The sequence below is a fragment of the Alienimonas californiensis genome (assembly GCF_007743815.1).
Classification (GTDB): domain Bacteria; phylum Planctomycetota; class Planctomycetia; order Planctomycetales; family Planctomycetaceae; genus Alienimonas; species Alienimonas californiensis.
Map to the genome: position 1 here is coordinate 1258448 of NZ_CP036265.1, position 14585 is coordinate 1273032.

15 protein-coding genes are annotated in these 14585 nt (G+C 71.8%); 4 read left to right on the forward strand and 11 right to left on the reverse strand.

The annotated features are described in order from the left end of the window. Nucleotides 1-5: 5 nt before the first annotated feature. On the forward strand, nucleotides 6-1967 hold the full coding sequence (locus tag CA12_RS04945) for a DNA gyrase/topoisomerase IV subunit B (protein ID WP_145357769.1): 1962 nt from the start codon (nucleotides 6-8) through the stop codon (nucleotides 1965-1967). A gap of 177 nt (nucleotides 1968-2144) precedes the next feature. On the opposite strand, the gene CA12_RS21845 is transcribed toward CA12_RS04945, so the two are convergent. Both CA12_RS21845 and CA12_RS04950 read right to left on the reverse strand, forming a co-directional pair. Then, a complete protein-coding gene (locus CA12_RS21845) occupies nucleotides 2145-2321 on the reverse strand; it encodes a hypothetical protein (protein ID WP_165700559.1) in 177 nt (58 codons plus the stop codon). Nucleotides 2322-2616: 295 nt separating this feature from the next. Next, nucleotides 2617-3138: a VOC family protein gene (locus tag CA12_RS04950; protein ID WP_145357770.1), complete on the reverse strand. Its 522-nt coding sequence runs from the start codon at nucleotides 3136-3138 to the stop codon at nucleotides 2617-2619. A gap of 90 nt (nucleotides 3139-3228) precedes the next feature. Here CA12_RS04950 and CA12_RS04955 point away from each other — a divergent pair, with 90 nt between their 5' ends. Continuing rightward, entirely contained in the window at nucleotides 3229-3948 is a 720-nt protein-coding gene (locus CA12_RS04955; protein ID WP_145357771.1) for a methyltransferase domain-containing protein, read from the forward strand. A gap of 61 nt (nucleotides 3949-4009) precedes the next feature. Here CA12_RS04955 and CA12_RS04960 read toward each other — a convergent pair whose 3' ends face one another. The 8 genes from CA12_RS04960 to CA12_RS04995 form a co-directional block, all read right to left on the reverse strand. Beyond that, nucleotides 4010-4282 (reverse strand): hypothetical protein, encoded by a 273-nt coding sequence (locus CA12_RS04960; RefSeq protein ID WP_145357772.1) that lies wholly within the window; start codon nucleotides 4280-4282, stop codon nucleotides 4010-4012. A 4-nt stretch (nucleotides 4283-4286) separates the two neighbouring features. Beyond that, nucleotides 4287-4517: a hypothetical protein gene (locus CA12_RS04965; protein ID WP_145357773.1), complete on the reverse strand. Its 231-nt coding sequence runs from the start codon at nucleotides 4515-4517 to the stop codon at nucleotides 4287-4289. Nucleotides 4518-4525: 8 nt separating this feature from the next. After that, on the reverse strand, nucleotides 4526-5203 hold the full coding sequence (locus tag CA12_RS04970; protein ID WP_165700560.1) for a Uma2 family endonuclease: 678 nt from the start codon (nucleotides 5201-5203) through the stop codon (nucleotides 4526-4528). 66 nt (nucleotides 5204-5269) lie between these two features. Then, a complete protein-coding gene (locus CA12_RS04975) occupies nucleotides 5270-6028 on the reverse strand; it encodes a hypothetical protein (protein WP_145357775.1) in 759 nt (252 codons plus the stop codon). 4 nt (nucleotides 6029-6032) lie between these two features. After that, entirely contained in the window at nucleotides 6033-6848 is an 816-nt protein-coding gene (locus CA12_RS04980) for a hypothetical protein (RefSeq protein WP_145357776.1), read from the reverse strand. Between the two features lie 292 nt (nucleotides 6849-7140). Continuing rightward, a complete protein-coding gene (gene mqnE / locus CA12_RS04985) occupies nucleotides 7141-8298 on the reverse strand; it encodes an aminofutalosine synthase MqnE (protein WP_145357777.1) in 1158 nt (385 codons plus the stop codon). A gap of 56 nt (nucleotides 8299-8354) precedes the next feature. Next, nucleotides 8355-9305, reverse strand: a complete 951-nt coding sequence (locus tag CA12_RS04990) for a 4-hydroxybenzoate octaprenyltransferase (RefSeq protein WP_145357778.1) — start codon at nucleotides 9303-9305, stop codon at nucleotides 8355-8357. Between the two features lie 103 nt (nucleotides 9306-9408). Further along, on the reverse strand, nucleotides 9409-10836 hold the full coding sequence (locus CA12_RS04995) for an HD-GYP domain-containing protein (protein ID WP_145357779.1): 1428 nt from the start codon (nucleotides 10834-10836) through the stop codon (nucleotides 9409-9411). A 278-nt stretch (nucleotides 10837-11114) separates the two neighbouring features. Here CA12_RS04995 and CA12_RS05000 point away from each other — a divergent pair, with 278 nt between their 5' ends. Both CA12_RS05000 and CA12_RS05005 read left to right on the forward strand, forming a co-directional pair. Further along, nucleotides 11115-11924, forward strand: coding sequence for a type III pantothenate kinase (locus tag CA12_RS05000; RefSeq protein ID WP_145357780.1), 810 nt, complete (start codon nucleotides 11115-11117; stop codon nucleotides 11922-11924). Beyond that, nucleotides 11921-12940, forward strand: coding sequence for a GTPase (locus CA12_RS05005; protein ID WP_165700561.1), 1020 nt, complete (start codon nucleotides 11921-11923; stop codon nucleotides 12938-12940). Before CA12_RS05000 ends, CA12_RS05005 begins: the two co-directional genes overlap by 4 nt. 97 nt (nucleotides 12941-13037) lie before the next feature. On the opposite strand, the gene CA12_RS05010 is transcribed toward CA12_RS05005, so the two are convergent. Further along, nucleotides 13038-14525 (reverse strand): MATE family efflux transporter, encoded by a 1488-nt coding sequence (locus tag CA12_RS05010; RefSeq protein ID WP_145357782.1) that lies wholly within the window; start codon nucleotides 14523-14525, stop codon nucleotides 13038-13040. Nucleotides 14526-14585 lie beyond the last annotated feature (60 nt).

Below are 14585 nucleotides of genomic sequence, written 5' to 3' on the forward strand. Positions count from 1 at the left end.
CGCCCATGTCCGCCGCCGTCGCTCCCGCCAATCGCCTCACCAAAAGCGTGAAAGCCGTCGCGCCCTCCTCTTACGGGGCGGCGGATATTGAAGTGCTGGAGGGGCTCGAAGCCGTCCGCCGACGGCCGAGCATGTATATCGGCGGCGTCGACAACCGCGGCCTGCACCATTTGCTGTGGGAAGTCGTCGACAACTGCGTCGACGAGTTCCTCGCCGGCCACACCGATAAAATTGAGGTCGTCCTCGAAAAGGACGGCCAGGCGGTGCGCGTCCGCGACTGGGGCCGCGGCATTCCCGTCGACGATCACCCCAAATACAAACGCAGCGCGCTGGAGGTGATCCTCACCACGCTGCACGCCGGCGGGAAGTTCTCCGACAAGAACTACGCCCGCAGCGGCGGCCTGCACGGGGTGGGCAGCAGCGTCGTGAACGCCCTGAGCAGCCGGATGACGGCCATCGTCCACCGCGACGGCTACGAGTGGGTCCAGCACTATAAACGCGGCGTCCCCGTCGGCCCGGTGGAGCGGGAACGCGAGTTCCGCGGCACCGGCACGGAAATCGTGTTCCGCCCGGACCAGCAGATCTTCAAACAGACCCGGATGAACCCGGAGATCATCAAGACCCATCTTGAGGATATCTCCTACATCCACGCCGGACTGCACATTAAGTTCACGGACGAGGCGAAGAAGGAGACGGTCGAGTTCGTCCAGCCGGACGGCATCAAGGCCTACCTCGACAAGCTGTGCAAGGAGGGCAAACGCCGCTTCGTCCACGAGGAGCCCTTCACCGCGGAGAAGGACGACGGCAGCATTAAAGTGGAGCTGGCCCTGCGGTGGACCGAGGCGACGGACGAGCAGGTCCGCAGTTACGTCAACGGCATCCGCACCCACGCCGGCGGCACCCACGAGAGCGGCCTGCGGGCCGGCATCTTGAAGGCCGTCCGCAATTATATGTCCACCCACGAGAAGACCGTCAAAGGGGTGACGATCGGCCCGGAGGACATCCGCGAGGGCGTGACCTGCATCCTCAGCGCCTTCCACGGCGACCCGATGTTCCAGGGTCAGACCAAGGAGAAGCTCAACAACCCGGAAATGACCGCCTTCGTCGAGGGCGTGGTGCGGCAGGGGGTGGAAACGTGGATGAACAACAACCCCTCCGTCGCCGACGCCGTGCTTGCCCGCCTGGTGATGGCCGCCCGCGCCCGGGCCGCCAGCCGGGCCGCCGCCGCGGACGTGCGGGGCAAATCCGGCGGCAAAAAACGCGGCGCCCTGCCGGAAAAGCTGCTCGACTGCCGGGGCAAGGAGATCGAAAAGAACGAACTGTTCCTCGTCGAAGGCGACAGCGCCGGCGGCACCGCGGCGATGGGCCGCGACGGCGTCACCCAAGCCGTGCTGCCTTTGAGAGGAAAAATCCTCAATACGGAGGGTCTCTCCACCGGCAAGGTATTGAAGAACGCGGAGGTCAAAAGCGTGGTCGAGGCCCTCGGCGCCGGCATCGGGCCGAACTTCGACGAGAGCCGCCTCCGCTACGGCCGGATCATCCTTCTGATGGACGCCGACAGCGACGGCTATCACATCTCGACGTTGCTGCTCACGTTCTTCTTCCGCCATATGCCCCGGCTGGTGCAAAGCGGCAAGCTGTTCCTCGCCCAACCGCCGCTGTACCGCATCAGCGTGGGGAACCGCACGGAATACGCGATGGACGACGCCGCGAAGGAGGCGCTGCTCGCGGAGGTCCCCGCCGGCCGTAAGGTGGAGGTCCTGCGCTTTAAAGGGCTGGGCGAGATGGACAGCGAACAGCTCCGCGAAACGACCCTCGACCCGGACACCCGCACCCTGCTGCGGGTGGATGTGGAAAGCCAGTTCGAAGCCGACGCCGCCTTCACCCAGCTGCTCGGGAAAGACGCCGGCGAGCGCTACCGCCTCATCATGGAGAGCGCGAGCCTGGCGGACGACCTCGATCTGTAGGACGACTTTGGCTCCCCTCGCCTCACCTTTGGGGGTGAGGGGTCAGGGGCGCCCGGGCGCTCTGTGCGCCCCGCTCCGCTCGCCCGCCGGTTTGTCGCCGCAGAGAACGGAGGCGTGTGAACCGTGCGTCACCCTCACCCCCAGCCCTTCTCCCTCAAGGGAGAGGGGAGTAAGGTCTCAGCGGATGTCGCGCCAGGCGTCCCAGCCGAGGAAGCCGACCAGGGCGGCGCAGATCAGGAACAGCACGTCCATCACCGTCTGACCGCCGAACACCTTCGCTTCGGGCGGCAGGACGAGGTCGAGGATCGCCAGCAACGCGGCGACCGCGGCCAGGGCCCAGGCCAGGAGAATCATCCGGCGGGCGTTCGTGGGGCTCGCCATAGAGAGACGGTGGGGGCGGGTCGCGGTCGGGATGGACACGGGGCGGAAGCAATCCCCACGGGGGCGATCGTGGAAGTCGCCGCGAAACATACGACACCGCCGCCCGCACTCGCCACACCGGCCGCCCCGCAAGCGCGACGCGGTCCCCGCCCGGGCCGATTCTGCCGCTTCCCCGCAACCCCCGGCGGCCTTCGCGCGCCCAGCGCTCCGGTTATGCGGGCCCGCCGTCCCGGAAGGTGCGGTCAGGCGGCGTCCTGAGGCGGCGGCGTCAGGCGGGGGCGGAGCACAGCTCGATCACGTGGCCGTCCGGATCGCAGACGAACACCTGCGTCGCCCCGTCCGGCCGCCGCTTCGCCCGACGGACGAACTGAGCCCCCGCGGCGTCCAGCAGCGGCTCGAACGCCCGCGGGTCGTCGCAGCGCAGCGCCAGGTGCGGGCCGCGCGTCTGCTTGGAGCGGCCGTCCTCGTTGATGCCCGGCGGCCCGCTACCGGGACCGGGCACGTCCGGCCGGGGGGTGCCGGGGCCGTGGCTCTCGATGATGTGCAGCGCCGGCGGGCCGCCGGGGGCCGTGGCGAACCACAGCCCCCCGAAGGAGAACGCGGGTCGCGGGACCTCCGTCATCCCCAACAGACCGACGTAGAATGCCCGGGTGCGGTCCAGATCCCCGGCGACCAGCGTCGCGTGATCGAACGCCGTCACCCGCGGGCGATTCGTGTCGGAACCGGCGGCGGCGGAGGCGCTCGCGGCTGGGGGGGAACCGGTGGCGCCGGACGGGGGGGCGGCGGGCATGACGAACGGACCGTTGGGCGGGAAGAAGCGCCGGCGCCGCCGGCGCCGGCGCCCTAGCGTGGCCGGAATCGATTCACTTCGCACCTCTGCATGTCGCCCGCCCTCGCCGCCCCCTCGCCCGACGCCGCTCCGGCCTCCCCGCCGCCGGCGGACCGCCGCGTCGCCCGGTTCGCCCCGGTGGCGGCGGTGATCGAAACTCTGCACGCCTCCCTGTCGGCTGCGGGCCCCGCCCAGCCGGTGACGGTGCTGGACGCGGGGGGGTTCGATTCCTTCTGGAAGGCCCTGCCGGCGGAGTTGGTGGCGAAGTGCCGGGTCACGCTGCTGGACCCGGGCCTGAAGAAGCCGCCGCGGGAGGCCCGCGATCCGCGGTTCGAATACCTCACCGGCGACCTGTGCGATCTGTCCCGCTGGCGGACGGGCGAGTTCGACCTCGCCTTTAGCCAGGGGGCACTGGACCATCTGGGCCTGTACGAACGGCAGGAGCACTTCGCCGCGGAGCTCCGCCGCGTCGCCCGCCGCTACGCGGTCCGCACGCCGAACCTGTGGTTCCCGATCGACCCGGACTACCGCGTACCCCTCTGGCAGTTCCTGCCGAAGCGGGTGCAAGCGGCGATCGTGCGCCGCACGGCCGTCGGCTGCGTCGACCGGGCGACAACCGCCGCCGACGCGACCCGTTGGGTGGAGGAGACCCGCCTCGTCACGGCGACCGAGCTACGAGCGCTGTTCCCCGACGCCCGCCTGCACCGCGAACGGCTCGGCGGGCTGACGAAGTCGTTCCTGGTGATGGGGCCGGAACGGTTCCTCCCGTAGGGTCCGCTGCGCGGACCGTCCGGAAACTTGCAGCCTTCCGAGGCGGTCCGCACAGCGGACCCTACGGACGCGTCCGCCCGTCCAACCACGCCAGCCCGGCGACGCCGCCGAGGGTGGCGAGGTTGAACAGCCCGGCCTGAAACAGCACCTCGGCCCGCCTGGCCGGGTCGTCCAGATCGAACTCGACGGCCCACCCCAGCAGCGCCGGCCCGCCGGTCAGCGCCGCGGCGAACCCCGCCCATTTCGCCCCCCACCGCATGCGCGGCGCCAGGCAGAGCCCAACGGCCAGCAGGGCGAACAGGCCCCCGGTCACGGCACTGGTAAGCGTCAACACGGCGTCAGATCAAACCGAAGTGGGTGAATGCGGCTCCGAGCCCGATCAGCGAGGCGACGCCCGCCGCCAGCACGAGCGCGAGCAAGGATTCGGGCACACGACCGCGTTCGATCGCGGGCACGTCGGGACGTTGATCGGAGCGCCAGAACCACCAGACCAGTCCGCCCAGTGCCAGAAAGGGCCAGCAAAACGCCGCGATGAACGCGACGGCGACGAGCAGTTCTTGGTCGGTCACCGTTCCGCTCACGCCCCTCGCCGCAGGGCCTTGGCGAAGGGGACGGCGAAGCCCGGCAGCACGGCGCCGCCGGTGAGGTCGTCGGCCTCGGTCAGCACGGTTCCGGCACCGTCTTCGGGGCCGGTTCCCCCGTCGTCGGTCAGTGGCGTGTGAACCTCGCAGGTCGCGGGGCCGTCGTCGGTCGCCGGGTAAATCGTCCAGCAGAGCCGGCAGCCGTTCTCGAAGTACTCCCGCCGCTTGCGAGCCATCTCCGGCCGGGTGTTGTCTGGACTGACCACCTCCACGCAAAGTGCGGGGGCGCCTTCGACGTACCCTCGCCGCGGGAGTCCGTCCGGGTACTGTTCGTCGAGCACCAGGGATACGTCCGGAGCTCGCTGCAACGTGCCGCCGTACAGGTCGACGTAACCGTCGGACCCGCCGACCCAGCCGAGGTCGTGTCGCTCCACGAAGTCCATCAGCAGCCACGCGACGCGAATCGCGATCACGGACGTGACGTAACTCACGGTCTTCTCGATCAAGGTGCCGTCGACCAGTTCGCACAGGTCCCCCGCATCCCGCAGACGTTCCGCGTCCTCTCGAGTCGCCGTCCCGGGATACGGCTTCGTCCGCACCCGCCACGCCGGCAGTGAGCCGAACCGCTCCGCCAACTCCGCGACGGTGAAGGGGCGGCGGGCGGCGTCGGCCACCGACGGGGGATCGAGGAGTTCCGGCATCGTTCAGGGCGGCGGGAGGGCGAAACCTGTCGCCGGATTCTACACGACCCGCCAGACCGGCACGCCGGGGTCGCACGGCGGGAGTTCCTGGCAGCGCCACGCCGCGGGGAGGGCGTAACGGACGAACCACTCGGCGAACGCCGCGTCGGCGGCCTGCGGTTCTTCGGGATCGTGCCACCAACAGCCCTCGTCGGCGGCCCAGCGGACATGTCGCAGGCTGTCGGCGGCGTCCGCGAGCCGGCCGTCGCGGGCGAAGCGGGCAGCGTGGGCGACCGCCGCCGCGACCGGCTCCACCCGGCAGGAATCGCAGTCGAAAACCTTCTGCCCGTCCCGCAGGGCCACGGCGGCCTCCGTCAGCGGCGCCCAGTCCGGCTCCGGCCCCTCCCCCTTCAGGAACCAGTCGCCCCGCAGCACGTCGGCGAGGGCGGCGAGGCGGTCGCGGGCGTCGGGGTTCTCCGCGATCTCGTCCCAGCAGTGCCGGACCATGCGAGCTGCGTTCACGCACAGCCAGCAGAGCCGGCGGTGGGTCTCATCTCCGGGTTCGAACGGCCCGCAGGCGGGGAGCAGCCGGACGACGTCGCCGCGGCCCTCGGCTTCGAGGTCCGGGTGCGCGGCGTCGAACGCCTCGAGGAACGCCTCCTCCGCCTCCTCCCACGCCGGGTCCGGCTGAAAACTGAAGTCCGTGCTGTCCGGCCCCTCGGGGACGGGGGCGTCCGCGGCGGCGGCCCACGCGGCGGCTTCGACCCGCACCGCCTCCGGCAGCGTCGGGTCGAGGTCCGCGGCCGTCGGGGCCGTCACCGGCTCACTCCTGTTCGCCGGCGCCGTCGGCGTCGTCCGTCTTGGCGGCCTCGGCGTCGCCCGCGGGAGACTCTTCGCCCTCGGCGGCGTCGCCGCCCTCGGAGGCTTCCTCCGGCAGTTCGGGCGGGTTCTCGTGCAGGGCGCGGACCTCCTGGGAGGCGGCGAACTGTTCGATCTCCGCGTTCTTCAGCTCCGTCTTCATGCCCGGGGCGGCGGGGCTGACGGTGGCGAGGATCGCCTTCACGCTGGGCAGCACGTCGGGATCGCTCCAGGCGTATTCGCCCCGCATGATCGGCCGCTCGGCGGCGTCGCCGTAGAGCATCACCGGCCAGGCGGCGAGCACGCGGTCGCCGCACAGCACGATCACCTCCGGGGCGAGGGCTTCGATCTGATCCAGGAGCCGTTCCTGATGGGCCAGGGCCCAGTTGACGACGCCGCGGGCCGGGGAGTCGGCCAGTTCGGGGCCGCCGCCGGTCTTCTTCAGGTTGATGATCGCCGTGTTGGCGGTCATGTGGCGGGCGGAGACGCGGCCGAACTTCTTGGGCACTTTGCCCTCGAGCAGAATCGCGGCCCAGCGGCCCAGGCCCATGCCGAAGACGCCCGGGGGGCCGTCGTCGGAGAGCAGCTTCCGCATGTCGCCGGCCTCCTTGATGGAGTCGTCCGTGACGAAGTCCGGCTCGGCGGTGACGAACAGAATCTTCAGCGGGGCGTCGTTCCACGACTCCTCGTCGATGGCTCCGTCGAGGACGAACGCCTCCTGCTCCTCCGGGGAAAGCTCGGCCTTCCACTTCTCGAAGAAGGCGTCGTCGGGCAGGGGCATTCTAGGGTCCGGTCGGGGCGAGACCGGATATGCTACTGGCAAAGGGGCTTGACGTTCCACCGCACGGGCAGTTCGTCCCCCGCCCCGGCGGGGGATTCACGTCCCGGCGCCCGCACAGATGGTTGCGGAGGACGACGCCTGCGGTTTCGCGGCGTCCGCGGAACGAAAGGCCGCCGCGAAACCGCCCGCGGACGTTCGTTCCACGCACGGGGGGCCGTTCCACGCACGAGGGGCGACGGACGCACGGGGGGCTGACGCCCCGCCGCTCGCCTGTCCTGCCCTCACGCTGCGGTCACGCGGCCGTCAGCGGGGCGACGGGTTCGCCGACGCGCCACTTGACCGGCTCCGCCTCGTCCCGCAGCACGCGGCGGTAGAGGGTGTCCCGTTCGACCGGCTCGCGGCCGGCCTCGCGGATCAGGCGGTGCAGTTGCTCCACGGTCAGGCCCTCCGGCGTGGTGGCGCCGGCGTCGTGGTAGATCTCCTCGTGCACCACCGTGCCGTCCAGGTCGTCGGCGCCGAAGGCCAGCGCCGTCTGGGCCGTCTTCTCGCCCAGCATGATCCAATACGCCTTGATGTGGTCGAAGTTGTCCAGCATCAGCCGGCTCAGGGCGATCATGCGGAGGTCCGTCATCCCGCTGGGCTTGGGGATGTGGTCCAGCTTGGTGTTTTCCGGGTGGAAGGCCAGCGGGATGAAGGTCTGAAAGCCGCCGGTTTTGTCCTGCTGATCGCGGAGGCGGATCAGGTGGTCGACGCGGTGCTTCGCCTGCTCGACGTGGCCGTAGAGCATCGTCGCGTTGCTGCGCAGACCGGCCCGGTGGGCGGCGTCGTGCACGTCGAACCACTGCTTGCTGTCGGCCTTATGCTCGCAGATCTGCGACCGCACCTCGGGGTCGAAGATCTCCGCCCCGCCGCCGGGCAGGCTGCCCAGGCCGGCGTCGATCAGTTGCTCGAAGATCCACTCGTAGGGCTTCTTCGTCATGTGGGCGAACCAGTGGATCTCCACCGGCGTCCACGCCTTGATGTGCAGCTCCGGCCAGGCGTCGTGGATCGTGCGGATCACGTCCACGTACCAGTCGAACTTCTTCTTGTGGTGCAGTCCGCCGACGACGTGGATCTCCGTGGCGCCCTTCCGCTGGGCCTCGGCGACGCGGTCGTGGATGATTTTCTCGTCCACGGTGTAGGCCCGTTCGTCCCGCAGGTCGGCTCGGAACGCACAGAACTTACACCGATAAATACAGACGTTCGTCGGGTTGAGGTGCAGGTTGGTGTTATAGAACGCCACGTCGCCCCAGCGGCGCTCCCGCACCTCGTTCGCCAGCCGGCCGAGGGTGAGCACGTCGACCGATTCGTCCAGGAACAGGCCGTCCTCGAAGGACAGCCGTTCGCCGGCGTGGACTTTGGCCTCGATCGTCTGGAGGCGGGGATCAGCGGGGTCGGCGAAGGCGGGCATAACAGCGGTTCTACGGTTCACAGGCTGTCAGGCCAACCGCCCCGACCGGACGAGGTTCACCCGACGAACCGCGTCGCCGCCAAATCCGCCCCCAACACCGCCAACAGGCCCAGGGAGATGATCGCGTTCACCGTGAAGAACGCGGCGCCCACCCGGCTCAGGTCGTGCGGTTTGACCAGGGCGTGCTCGTAGATCAGCAGCCCGCAGACGCCGATCACGCCGGCCAGGAAGACCCCGCCCAAGTCGGCGGAGAACCACAGGCCGAACAGGCACAGGCCGCACAGCAGGTGGCCGGCGGCGGCGATCTTCAGGGCCGTCGGCACGCCGAACCGGGCCGGGACGCTGTTCAAACCGGCTTCGCAATCGAAGTCGGCGTCCTGACAGCTATACAGGATGTCGAACCCGCCGACCCACAGCAGCACGACCGCCGCCAGCCAGAGCGCCGGCGTTCCGGTCTGCCAGAAGGCGTCGCCGGCGATCGCCAGCCAGGCGGCGATCGGGGCGAGGGCCAACGCGGCGCTGAGCCACCAGTGGCACAGCCACGTCCACCGCTTCGCCAAACTGTAGCCCAGCAGCCAGGCCAGCACGGGGAGCGATAAATACAGCGGCCAACGGTTCGGCAGGAACAGCAGCGTCGACGCGACGAACCCCACGGAGCAGATCAGGGTGAACAGCGCCGCGGACGTCGGCGAGACGATCCCCGCGGGCAGATGCCGCGACGCGGTGCGGGGGTTGGCGGCGTCGATCCGGCGGTCGACCAGCCGGTTGAAGGCCATCGCCGCGGCCCGGGCCGTCGCCATGCAGAGCGTCACGCCCAGCAGGTCCCAGCCGATCTTCGTCGGCCCGGCGTCGGTCGCCCGCCAGGCCAGCAGCGCCGCCATCAACGCGAACGGCAGGGCGAACACCGTATGACTGAACCGGATCAGCCCCAACCAATCCGCCACCGTCGCCCGACGGGCGGGCGGGGCGTCCGGTCGGAGAACGGGCGGGGGCGGGGCGGTCGTCATCTCCCGAACTTACCGCAGTCGCCGGCGTTCTCTTCACCCCGGCTCCCCGCTTGCGGTTTCGCGGGGGCCGGAGAGTCGATGACCCCGCGAAACCGCAAGCGATTCACGCCGCGGCGGCGAGGGGGGCGCGGGTTCCCTCGGCGCCGGCCTCGTCGATCAGCGGGGGGGCGTCGGCGGAGACGCCGGTCACGCGGCGCTGCGGGTGAGCGCTCAGGTCCAGCAGTTCGCCCGACGCCCCGCCCCGCCCGGCGACGCCGCCCGGCGGGTCCAGTTCGATCAGCGGGCGGCTGTAGTCGTCGGTGATCCGCAGCACGCGGCCGCGGCGGCCATCGTCCAGCTTCACCCGGCTGCCCAGCGGGAACAGCGACACCGTCCGCAACAGCGCCCGCACCGCCTCCAGATCGAACGCCCCGGCGGCGGCCTCTTTCAACACGTGCCGCATCGCGTGGTGCGGGGCCAGCGCCGGCCGGTAGGGGCGGGGCGAGGTGAGGGCGGCGAAGGCGTCGACGACGGCGGCGATCTTGGCCAGGGCGTGCAGTTGCGGGGCGGTGCGGCGGCGGGGATAGCCGGAGCCGTCGCAGCGTTCATGCATCTGATAGGCGATGAACGCCGCCCGCGGGGGAATGTCCCGGGCGCTTTTGAGGGCCTCGAACACCAGCACCGGATGCTTGGTGATCTCCAGAAACGCCGCTTTGCCCAGCGGGCCGGGCGTGTCGTACAGGGCCGGGTCCAGCCGCAGCATGCCGGCGTCGTGCACCAGCACGCCGATCGTCAGTTCGTTCAGCGTCGGCCGGTCCAGCCCGAGGGTGGCGCCGACGGCGGCGGCGAGCATCGAGGCGTGCACGCCGTGCCGGGTCGGGTAGCCGGCGCTGTGCGGGCTCAGCCCGATGGCGGCGAACAGATCGCGGTCGGCGGCGAGGTCGTCGAGGGCTCCCTCGGCGATCGAGTTCAGCCCGGGCAGGTCGACGCCGCGGCCGGAGGCGATGTCCCGTTGAATCACCCCCGCCGCACCGACCGCCTCGCTCAGCCGGGCGACGCAGGCGTCGCGGCGGGCGGGGTCGTAGGGGGCGCCGGAGCGGTCGATCTGCTCCTCGCCGAACGGAACGCCCTGCCGCGGCAGACCGAGACCGCGGCCGCTCATGGCGATCTGGTCCAGCGCCTCGGAGGTGGCGTTCGCCGCCGGCGCTACCACCCCGATGCGGGCGCGGGGGGCCTGCGTCGCTTCGCCCTGCGGGATGCCGGCGAGCAGTTCGGCGACCTCTCCGGCGTGCACCTGGACGGACAGCAGCCCGCGATCGACCAACTTGGCGTGAAAGGTGTCGGAGATCACCTGCCCCGCCGCCAGCAGCAAGACGCCGCGCTCGTCCAGCACCGGCGTCTTCAGCACCGTGCCCCGCCGCAGATCGCACCGCCGCAGTGGGACGTATTCGTCCTGATTCACGGCCGGCAGCCCCACCGCGGGGGGGCCGGCGTCGGGGAGCACGGCGTCGCGGGGCTCGGCGGCGGCGTGTTCGAGATCGGGAGACGACACGCGGGGGGCGGGGTCTGACAGGAGATGATGTTGCGAAAAGACGACCGGCCGTCGTCGCTTCGTGGTGATGCGGCAACGCTACGTCCGGTTCCGGAGGCCGGCGGCGGGCGGCGGGGGGAACGGCTAGAATCCGCCCCCGCCCCCCCTTTTGCGCCCGCGCCTGCCGACGGCGCCGGTTCTGTCGCGCCTCCGGACGGCGCCCGCCGGTCGTTTCCCCCGTCGTCGCCCCCGTTGTCGCCCCCCCCCCCCGTCGTCGCTCCTCCCCCGCGTCGTTTCGCATGCCGTCGCCCCGCAGGCTCGTCGTTGAGGTCGGCAACAGTCGCTGGAAGGCCGGGCTGTTCCCGGAAAAAGCCTCCCGTGGCGGCCCGCCGGAGCCGGTCGCCACGTTGCGCGTCGCGCACGCCGACGACCCCGCCCCACAGTTGCGGGCCTTTCTGGCAGAGCACGCCCCGCACGGGGCGGCCGCCCCGGCGGTGTGGTCCGGGGTGAACCCGGCCGGCGCCGCCGCCCTGCTGGCCGCCTGGCCGACCGACTGCGGCCCCCCGCCGATCGAACTGCCCCGGGCGGCGCTGAACCGCCTGATCGCCAACGGCGCCCGCCAGCCGGAGCGGGTGGGCGCCGACCGCCTGCTGAACGCCCTCGCCGCCGCGGCCCTGGCCCCGGCCGGCTGCGAGTTCGCCGCCGTCGCCGACTGCGGCACCGCCACGACGATCGACACCGTCCGCCTCCCCGCCCACCCCCTCTCCGCAGGCGACCGGCCGGAGTTCCTCGGCGGGGCGATCCTGCCCGGCATCGTGCTGTGCGCCCGGGCCCTGCACGCTCACACCGCCCAACTGCCGGAGGTGAGCTTCACCGAGGACGCCCCCGCCGACGGCCGCGACACCGAGGCCGCCATCCGGTTCGGCGTGCTCGAAATGCAGGCCGCGGTCGTCGATCGCCTGCTGGGCGGCTGGGCCGAGGGAACCGCGTTCCAAATCCTGACCGGCGGCGCCGCCGGCCTGACGGTCGACCGCCTGCGGCGCTGCGAGCCCCACCTCGCCCCGCACCTCACCCTCACCGGCCTGTTCCTCGCGGCCCGGGACCTGTGAGCGCCCGGCCCACCGCCGCCCTGCTCACGCCGCCGGGTCGCGGTGCGGTGGCGGTGATCCGCGTGGTCGGCCCGCCGACGCTCTGCGACGCCGCCTTCGCCGCCGCGAACGGGCGGCCGGTCTCGGCTCAGCCGCTGAACCGCGTGGCCTTCGGCCGCTGGGGGCGAGACGAATCGGAACGGCGGCCGGGGGAGGAGCTGATCGTCGTTCGCACCGCCGCGGACGAAACGGAGATCCACGGCCACGGCGGGCGGGCGGCGATTGACCGGATCTTCGCCGACCTCGCCGCCGCCGGCGTCGAGCGGGTGGGCTGGGAGGAACAGGAACACGCCCGCTCCGGCGAGCTTCCAGCGGAACTCGCCGCGGCGTTGGCCGCGGCCCCGACGGTGCGGTGCGCGGGGGTGATCCTCGATCAGATAAGCGGCACGCTGGCCCGGGGGCTGGCGGACCCGTCGCAGCACGCGGCGATGCGGGAGCGGATTGAGTTCGGCCGGCATCTGACTGAACCGTGGCTGGTCGTGATCGCCGGGCCGCCGAACGCCGGGAAGAGTTCGCTGTTGAACGCGATCGCGGGCTACGGCCGGGCGCTGGTCTCGCCGATCGCCGGCACCACGCGGGACGCGGTGGGGGCGACGATCGCGGTGGACGGCTGGCCGGTGCGGCTGACGGACACCGCCGGCCTGCGGGAGACGCTCGACCCGCTGGAGGCCGCCGGGGTGGCGAAGGCCCGGGCGACCCTCGCCGACGCCGACGCCGTCATTCAACTCGCGGACGGCAGCGCCGCCGAGGAGATCGCCCCCCTCCCCCCCCACCGCCGCACGCTGCGGGCCTGGAATAAGTTGGACCGCCCGGACGTACAGCCGACGCCCCCGGGGTGGCTGGGCGTCTCCGCCGAGACCGGCGCCGGCGTCCCGGCCCTGCTGGCGGCGCTGTCGCAGTTATTAATCCCCGCCCCGCCCCCGCCCGGGGAGCCGGTGCCGCTGACGCCCCGGCAGGCGACGTTGATCCTTCCCTGAGCGTCCGACGGCCATTTACCTGTCCGCGGACCGCTTGCGGTTTCGCGGCGTCCGAGCGCTCTGGGTGGCCGCGAAACCGCAGGCGACGGTCGATGCGTCACCCGGCCTCGGCTCGCGCCTCGGGCTGCCGATCGCCCTCCAACACGCTCATCCCCCGCCATTTCCCGCCGACGTAGCGGGCGGTCATGCCGAAGCCGACGGCGACGATATACGCGGTGCAGCAGGCCCAAGCCCACCAGACGCCGTCGCGGCCGGTCCATTCCCCCCCGCCCAGCGCCGGCAGGCCGAACGTCTCGCCGCCCAGCACGCCCCAGAACGTGGGCACGACCATCAGCCCCCAGGCGCAGAACATCGTCCAGACGGCCGGGAAGACGGTGTCGCCGGCGCCCCGGACGGCGCCGCCCAGCACGACGGCGAAGACGTCGAACACGCTGTAGGCCGCCACGAACTTCAATAACGCCGGCGCCGTCGCCCATAGGGCGGCGAGTTCGCCGGCGGTGAAGGAGGAGCCGTCGCCGACGTATAAGTCGATCAGCGGCCCGGGGGCGAACACGAAGATCGCCCCGCTGACGGCCATCCCCGCGACGCCCACCGCCGTCGCCAGCCAGCCGGTGCGAATGGCGACGTGCGGGCGGCCCTCGCCGATGCGGTGGCCCACCAGGATCGTCGACGCGTGCCCCAGCCCGATCGCCGGGAGAAAGCAGAGGGAGTTTAAATTGAACGCCAGCGTGCTCGCCGCCAGTTCGTTCCGGCCGAGGCGGCCGACGAGGAATAGAAAGACCGTCAGCGCCGCGACGTCCGCCGCCATGTTGAGGCCCGTGGGCAGGCCGGTCCTGAGCAGCCGCCGCATCATCGCCGGGTCGAACCGGGCGTAATGGTAGATCCGAATCGCCCGCCCGGCGCCGCGGGTCATGGCGAAGAAATACAACCCGCAGGCGACGACGAAGCTGAGCGCCGTCGCCGCCCCCGCCCCGGCGATGCCGTACGCCGGCACCTCAATGCCCCCCGGCAGGCGGGCGCCGAAGATCAGCAGCCAGTCCAGCCCCACGTTGGTCAGTGCCGCGGCGAAGTTCACCGCCATCACCACGCTGGTGCGGCCGCGGCCGGCGTAGAACCCGGAGAGGGCGAAGCTGGCGGCGGTCGGCAGGGCGCCCCAGCAGAGGGTCTGAAAATAGGAGACCTCCGCCCGCGTCACCTCCGGCCCGTGCCCGGCGAACTCGAACAGCGGCCCGGCCAGCGGAACCAGTGCCGCGAAGCAGAGCGCCGCGGCGACCGCCGCCCACACCCCCTGCCAGACCGCCGCGGCGGCCCGGCCCGGGTGCCCGGCGGCGGCGTTCTGGGCCACGAACGTGCCCACCGTCATCCCCACCCCCAAAAAGGGGCTCAGCACGGCCCATTGCAGCATCCCCGCGGGCATCGACGCCGCCAGCGCCGCCGGGTCGTACCGGGCCAGAAACGCCCGGTCCGCCACCTGCGCCACGCTGACCGACCCCGTGCTGAGGGCCAACGGCACCGCCACGGCCAGCAGCTCCCGCAGGGAGCCGGCCGGGTGCGAAGAGGGCGGCAACGAGGCGGGAGCGTCCATGCGCGGGAAGCGTAGCGTGGGGGCCGGACGCGTCACGTTCGGCGGGGGCGGCGGCGTCCG

Bases quoted from the DNA above. Each gene is read 5' to 3' on its own strand.
- CA12_RS04950 (WP_145357770.1), bottom strand. From the start codon at position 3,138: ATGCCCGCCGCCCCCCCGTCCGGCGCCACCGGTTCCCCCCCAGCCGCG.
- CA12_RS05000 (WP_145357780.1), top strand. From the start codon at position 11,115: ATGCCGTCGCCCCGCAGGCTCGTCGTTGAGGTCGGCAACAGTCGCTGG.
- CA12_RS21845 (WP_165700559.1), bottom strand. From the start codon at position 2,321: ATGATTCTCCTGGCCTGGGCCCTGGCCGCGGTCGCCGCGTTGCTGGCG.
- mqnE (WP_145357777.1), bottom strand. From the start codon at position 8,298: ATGCCCGCCTTCGCCGACCCCGCTGATCCCCGCCTCCAGACGATCGAG.
- CA12_RS04990 (WP_145357778.1), bottom strand. From the start codon at position 9,305: ATGACGACCGCCCCGCCCCCGCCCGTTCTCCGACCGGACGCCCCGCCC.
- CA12_RS04980 (WP_145357776.1), bottom strand. From the start codon at position 6,848: ATGCCCCTGCCCGACGACGCCTTCTTCGAGAAGTGGAAGGCCGAGCTT.
- CA12_RS05010 (WP_145357782.1), bottom strand. From the start codon at position 14,525: ATGGACGCTCCCGCCTCGTTGCCGCCCTCTTCGCACCCGGCCGGCTCC.
- CA12_RS04945 (WP_145357769.1), top strand. From the start codon at position 6: ATGTCCGCCGCCGTCGCTCCCGCCAATCGCCTCACCAAAAGCGTGAAA.
- CA12_RS04955 (WP_145357771.1), top strand. From the start codon at position 3,229: ATGTCGCCCGCCCTCGCCGCCCCCTCGCCCGACGCCGCTCCGGCCTCC.